Annotated in this window: 7 protein-coding genes; 4 read left to right on the top strand and 3 right to left on the bottom strand. The window is 73.1% G+C overall.

Annotation, left to right across the window (positions count from 1 at the left end):
* The first annotated feature begins 204 nt into the window (after window positions 1–204).
* Window positions 205–1,401, top strand: coding sequence for a CaiB/BaiF CoA-transferase family protein (locus HET64_RS16020; protein WP_215106118.1), 1,197 nt, complete (start codon window positions 205–207; stop codon window positions 1,399–1,401).
* Window positions 1,402–1,445: 44 nt separating this feature from the next.
* On the opposite strand, the gene HET64_RS16015 is transcribed toward HET64_RS16020, so the two are convergent.
* Both HET64_RS16015 and HET64_RS16010 read right to left on the bottom strand, forming a co-directional pair.
* The gene (locus HET64_RS16015; protein WP_003970092.1) at window positions 1,446–1,709 is read right to left on the bottom strand and encodes a hypothetical protein; all 264 of its coding nucleotides are present in this window, start codon (window positions 1,707–1,709) and stop codon (window positions 1,446–1,448) included.
* Window positions 1,710–1,970: 261 nt separating this feature from the next.
* Window positions 1,971–2,774 carry an SGNH/GDSL hydrolase family protein gene (locus HET64_RS16010; RefSeq protein WP_215106116.1) on the bottom strand — a complete coding sequence of 268 codons (804 nt, stop codon included), beginning with the start codon at window positions 2,772–2,774 and terminating at the stop codon, window positions 1,971–1,973.
* Window positions 2,775–3,010: 236 nt separating this feature from the next.
* On the opposite strand from HET64_RS16010, the gene HET64_RS16005 reads away from it, so the two are divergent.
* Window positions 3,011–4,105, top strand: coding sequence for a DUF5925 domain-containing protein (locus HET64_RS16005; RefSeq protein ID WP_215106114.1), 1,095 nt, complete (start codon window positions 3,011–3,013; stop codon window positions 4,103–4,105).
* Between the two features lie 23 nt (window positions 4,106–4,128).
* On the opposite strand, the gene HET64_RS16000 is transcribed toward HET64_RS16005, so the two are convergent.
* Complete coding sequence (locus HET64_RS16000) at window positions 4,129–4,503, bottom strand: GntR family transcriptional regulator (RefSeq protein WP_215106112.1); 375 nt, start codon at window positions 4,501–4,503, stop codon at window positions 4,129–4,131.
* A gap of 70 nt (window positions 4,504–4,573) precedes the next feature.
* On the opposite strand from HET64_RS16000, the gene HET64_RS15995 reads away from it, so the two are divergent.
* Together HET64_RS15995 and HET64_RS15990 are read left to right on the top strand one after the other, a co-directional pair.
* A complete protein-coding gene (locus HET64_RS15995) occupies window positions 4,574–5,491 on the top strand; it encodes a GNAT family N-acetyltransferase (RefSeq protein WP_215106110.1) in 918 nt (305 codons plus the stop codon).
* Window positions 5,475–5,984: a DUF402 domain-containing protein gene (locus HET64_RS15990; RefSeq protein ID WP_215106108.1), complete on the top strand. Its 510-nt coding sequence runs from the start codon at window positions 5,475–5,477 to the stop codon at window positions 5,982–5,984. Before HET64_RS15995 ends, HET64_RS15990 begins: the two co-directional genes overlap by 17 nt.
* The last annotated feature ends 16 nt before the right edge of the window (window positions 5,985–6,000 follow it).

Here is a 6,000-nt window from a genome sequence, read left to right as displayed (position 1 = left end):
GCTGTAGCGGCGGGGCCGGGGGCCGCGGGGCGGCCGGAGCTGCCGGAGCGGCGGGCCGGGGAGGCCCACAGGGCGGCCGGAGCTGGCGGAAGCGCCGGCCAGGGAGGTCCACAGGGCGGCCGGAGCTGGCGGAAGCGCCGGCCAGGGAGGTCCACAGGGCGGCCGGAGCTGGCGGAAGCGCCGGTCAGGGGGTAAGCACGGGGCATGAACACCTTGCCACTCCCCCTCGACGGCATCACCGTGGTGGCCGTCGAGCAGGCGGTCGCCGCCCCCTTCGCCACCCGACAGCTCGCCGACCTCGGCGCCAGGGTCATCAAGGTGGAGCGCCCGGACGGCGGCGACTTCGCGCGCGGCTACGACACGGCGGCGCGCGGTCTCGCCTCGCACTTCGTCTGGTGCAACCGCGGCAAGGAGTCCCTCGCCGTCGATCTGAAGGACCCGCGCGGCCTCGCGGTGGTCCGTGAACTCGTCGCCGGAGCCGATGTGTTCGTCCAGAACCTGGCCCAGGGGGCGGCGGCCCGGCTCGGGCTGGACGCCGCCACGCTCTGCGCCGCGCACCCGCGTCTGGTGGCGGTCGACATCTCCGGTTACGGCGCGGTGGGACCGTACGCGCACAAGCGGGCCTACGACATGCTCGTGCAGTGCGAGGCCGGTCTGGTCTCGGTGACGGGAACGGCCGAGCAGCCGGTGAAGGCGGGCATTCCGGCGGCGGACATCGCGGCGGCGATGTACGCGTTCTCCGGGGTGCTCGCGGCGCTGCTGCGGCGGGCGTCCACCGGGCGGGGCGGTCCGGTGGAGGTCTCCATGCTGGACGCGCTGGCCGAGTGGATGGGCCACCCGCTGCACCAGGGGACGCACGGCTCCGCTCCCCCGGCGCGCACCGGTCTGGCGCACTCGGTGATCGCCCCGTACGACGCCTACGCGACGGCCGACGGGGAGCAGGTGCTGCTCTCCGTGCAGAACGACCGGGAGTGGCGGCGGCTGGCGGAACAGGTTCTCGGGCGGCCCGAGTTGGCCGACGCCCCGGACTTCGCGACGAACGCGGCGCGTACCGCGAACCGGGAGCGGACCGACGAGGCGGTCGGCCGGGCGCTGGCGGGCCTGACGGGGCGGGAGGCGCTGGCCGCTCTCGATGCGGCGGGCATCGCCTGTGCCCGGCTGAACACGGTGGCCGATGTGGCGGCGCATCCGCAGCTCGCGGCGCGGGACCGGTGGCGGGAGGTGGGGACACCGGTGGGGCCGTTGCGGGCGCTGCTGCCGCCGATCACGCTGCCGGGGAGCGAGGAGGCACGGATGGGTGCCGTACCGGCGCTGGGTGAGCACACCGATGTGCTGCTGCGAGCCCTGGGGATGACGGACGAGCAGACATCGGCGCTGCGCCGGGACGGAGTGATCGTCTGAACCGTCCCGAGCGGCGGGCCGGTCCCGACGGGCGATGCCGTGGGTCAGCGGCGGCTGCCGAAGAGCGAGCGCCGCAGTCGCCGCAGCGGCGCGAAGAGCGACACGCGTGCGCTCCTGCTCCGGCGGGTGTGCGCGGCATCACGCGAGGTCAGTTCGCGCATGAGCAGCGTCGCTTCCGCCGACTCGCGCTGCGGGACGACGGGGCCGCCGAGCACCGCGAGATGGCGGTCGAGGCGCGTACTGGTCGCACCGCTCCCGCATGTGATGGCAGGCACACGCGGCCTGCTTCGCACCGTTATCTGTTCCATGTCACTCCCCACCCGTACGAGGGCACCCGGTCCGGGCAGGTTAACCCTATCGTCCCGCGGTGACACCCGTGTATCCCGGCCACAGGATTACGCACACACATACGGAGGTTGACGCCTCGTTACCGAATGCGCGCGATTCCAGGACGACTTCGGACCGTTCGAGCGGTTCGCACGGTTCGGAGCGGGCCGCCCGGCCGCCCCCCGCGCGCGGGCCGTGCGGGGGACGACGGGGGCGGAGCGCTCCGAGCACCGGGCCTCCGGTCAGAGAGCGGAGTTGAGGACCGGAAGATAGCCGCCCGACTGTCCGGCGGCGGTGGGGTGGTAGGACTCGCCGATATTGAGCCAGTTCACGCTGTGCAGCCAGGCGTTGCCCGAGCAGATCTCGTGCCCGGCGAAGGTCGTCCTGACGTCGCCGAAGGTGTAGCCGTGGTCCGCCGCCCGCTTGGCGGTGGCCGTGTTGAGGTGGTCGGACGCCCCGTTGATGGCGGAGCGCTCCTTCTCGCTCAGCCCGGCGATGCAGCCGCCGCCGAGCTGGTAGAAGCGGGGGTAGCCGAGGACGACGACCTGCGCGGAGGGGGCCTTGGAGCGGATGGCGGTGTACACGGAGTCGAGCCGGCCGGGGAGGGTGGAGTCGACGTAGGCGCGGGCGGTGGCGATCCGGCTGAGACAGGTGGCCTCGGACTGCAGGACACAGGTCGTCATGACGTCGGCGAAGCCCGCGTCGTTGCCGCCGATGGAGATCGAGACGAGGTCGGTCGAGGCGTTCAGCCGGCCGAGCTGGCTGCCGGTGACGTCTCCGGTCCGGGCCCCGGAGCAGGCGGCGAAGTCGAACGAGGAGGGGGAGTTGGCGGCCGCCCAGAGGGCGGGGTAGGCACGGCTGCTGCGCTTGCAGCTGGAGCCGTCGTAACTGCCGGCTCCGACGCCGGAGGAGTACGAGTCGCCGAGGGCGACGTAGTCGACGGCCGCGGCGGACGAGTCGGCGTTCGCGACCCCGGCACCGGTGAGGGCGAGGGCGGCGCCGAGCAGGAGAGAGGACGAGAACGCCACGAGTCTGGACATTTTCATGGGACCTCCTTGAGCAGGGGGTATCTGCCTACTCCGTAGTAGCAGCACTCGCACCGCACTGGAAGTGTTCATGCCAAAAATAGAGGTGGCGTGCTTCCGTCCGCCCCCGGCCGTTCAACGGGCGCTCCTTGACGCCCCGCTGTCGTTCCGTCGCTTTCCGGGCGCGCCGCCGGCCCGGCGCGCGAGCCTGCGAAACCCGGGTGCACGGGGGCAACCGGTGCCGGATCATGGGCGCCATGCCTGACTCCCCCGAATCCGCTCTGCCGATCCGGCTCACCGTCGACGACAGCGATTCGCCGTCCGACGTCGTCGACGCGCTCTTCCTCGGCCGCTTCGTGACGGGCGAGCAGCCGTACGCGCACAGTTCCTCCCTCGACCGGGTCAGGGCCGGGGCGACGTTGCTGCCGCCGGACGCCACGGTCCTGCGGGCCGCCCGCGACGACGACCGCAGCGCGACGCTCGCGGAGGGCGAGGGCTGGACGCTGCTGGCGTCCCGGTGGAACCGGGGCGCGGACGTCACCGTCACCGCGACCAGCGACGAACTGGCGGTGAAGGTCCTCGGCCAGGCCACCGAGGGGGCACAGGACGAGCCGGAGCCGCAGCCCGACAACGTGACCATGGGATTCTGGTACGTCTCCCCGCGCCGCGGCCCGCACCGCACCACCCGCCGGATCACCGCCGGAAGCTGGGACGAGGTCCGGCCCAACTACACCGCGCCGGTGGCCGAGGCGATGGGCCGGCTGATGAAGGTGACGCCGGACGACATCGCGGGCCGGCTCCTCCTGCTGCACGGCCCGCCCGGCACCGGCAAGACGTCCGCGCTGCGCACCCTGGCCCGTTCCTGGCGCGAGTGGTGCCAGGTCGACTGTGTGCTGGACCCCGAACGGCTCTTCAACGACGTCGGCTATCTCATGGACATCGCGATCGGCGAGGACGACGGAACGGCGAAGGGGCGGTGGCGGCTGCTGCTCCTGGAGGACTGCGACGAGCTGATCCGAGGCGAGGCCAAGCACACGGCGGGCCAGGCCCTGTCCCGGCTGCTGAACCTGACGGACGGTCTGCTGGGCCAGGGCCGCAACGTGCTGGTGGGGGTCACCACCAATGAGGACCTGGAGCGGCTGCACCCGGCGGTCGTACGGCCCGGCCGCTGTCTGGCCAGGATCGAGGTCGGCCCGCTGACCCGGCAGGAGTCGGTGGCCTGGCTGGGCACGGACGAAGGGGTGAGCCGGGAGGGCAACTCCCTCGCCGAGCTGTACGCGCTGCGCCGGGGCATCGGCCCCGCGTCGGTGCCGAAGCAGGACGCGGGGCCGGACGCGGGGCTGTATCTCTGACCCCGGGTGTCACGGGCAGTACGTCAGTCCCCGTACGCCGCGCGCACCGCGTCCTTGGCCAGCGCCAGGGCCTGCTGCCGGGTGAGGCCGAGCCGCTCGGCGGTCTCGGCGTACAGCCGCGCGGCGGTCGCCGCCCGCTGTTCGGCCGCTCCCCCGGCGGCCGCGACGAAGGTTCCGTTGCGTCCCCTGGTCTCGATCACCCCGTCCGCCTCCAGGGCCCGGTAGGCCTTGGCGACGGTGTTGGCGGCGAGGCCCAGCTCCTCGGCGAAGCCGCGTACGGTCGGGAGCCGGTGGCCGACGGGCAGCGCGCCGGAACGGGCCAGTTCGGAGAGCTGGGTGCGCAGTTGCTCGTACGGCGCGATGCCGGAGTCCGGGTCGAGGACGATCTTGTCAGTCACGGGCCGATTCTCCCCCACCGGCGAAAAAAGGGGAGGCGTTCGGGCCGCGGCCCGGCATACGGTCCACCGCATGACAGTGATCGTGCGCGATTTCCGGCCGTCCGACGCGGAGGCGTGGACCCGTGCCCGCCGGGCCTCGGTCCCCTGGATGGTGGCCACCCCCGAACAGGTCGTCCACGATCTGACCCACGCCCATCCGGACCGGCACTACCGGCTGCTGGTCGCCGAGGAGGACGGCGAGATCATCGCCACGGCACAGGCGGGCATCGCCCACGACAGCGCGGAGCCGGGGCAGGGGTACTTCACACCCCAGACGCTTCCCGGCCGGACGAACCGCGGTGCGGGCTCGCTGCTGCTGCGCACGGCGGAGGAGCACCTGGCCCGGGCCGGGGCCACGGTCCTGTACGCGTGGGTCCTGGACAACCCGGAGAGCCTGGAGTTCGCCCGTAAACGGGGCTACCGGCCCAGCCGCTCCGCGCACTTCCAGCGCCTCGATCTCGCGGGCGGGGTCCTGCCGCCGCGCCAGGAGCTCCCGGCCGGCGTCGAGCTGCGTCCCGGCTCCGACTTCGCCGACGATCCCCGGCCGCTGTTCGAGGCGGACGCCGAGGTGACGGCCGACGAGCCGGGCGACATCACCGCCGAGCTGGACGACTACGAGGACTGGCTGACGAACATCTGGCGGCACCCGGCCTTCGACCAGGGGCTCACCTCGGTGGTGCTGGTCGACGGCGACGTGGCGGCGTTCAGCGCGGCCACCACCGACGGCGCGCGGACGTATCTGAGCGCCATGACCGGCACCCTGCGGGACTTCCGGGGGCGGGGCCTGGCGAAGCTCGCGAAGAACGACTCGCTGCACCGGGCCCGGGCGGCCGGATACACGGACGCCTACACCTCCAACGACACCGGCAACGGCCCGATGCTGGCCGTCAACCAGTGGTTCGGCTACACGGTCTGCGCGACGGAGGTCCGCCATGTCCGCACCCTCTGAGCACCGAGCGGGCCGTACGAAGGGCCTCGTCGTCGCCCTGTCCAAGGCGGGCCGCACCAAGATCAGGTATCCGGCGGAGCTGGTGCGGGACGACGGCGTCCGCGTCACCGTCCGGGCGCCGTGGGCCGCCCCCGGGGTACGGGACTTCGGCTTCGTCCGGTTCGAGCCGGGCGACGTCCTCACCGAGCACTACTGGCGGGACCGGTGGTTCGCGGTGAAGGAGGTCCGCACCGGCGACGGCCGGCTCAAGGGCTGGTACTGCGACATCACCCGGCCCGCCGTGCTCGCGGACGGGGTGCTGACGGTCGAGGACCTGGACCTGGACCTGTGGGCTTCGGCCGACGGCGCCTCGGTCCTGCGGCTGGACGAGGACGAGTTCGAGGAGAGCGGTCTGGCCGGGCGCGATCCGGCGGCGGCCGGGGCGGCGGTCCGAGCCCTGGACGAACTGGAACGCCTGGCCCGGACGGAGGGGCTGACCGCCCTGCTCGGCTGAACGGCCCGGCGGCGAT

The sequence above is a fragment of the Streptomyces sp. McG3 genome, from assembly GCF_018619185.1.
GTDB lineage: Bacteria > Actinomycetota > Actinomycetes > Streptomycetales > Streptomycetaceae > Streptomyces.
Note: the sequence above shows the minus strand (reverse complement) of the source record. Positions and strands in the feature narration are given on the sequence as shown.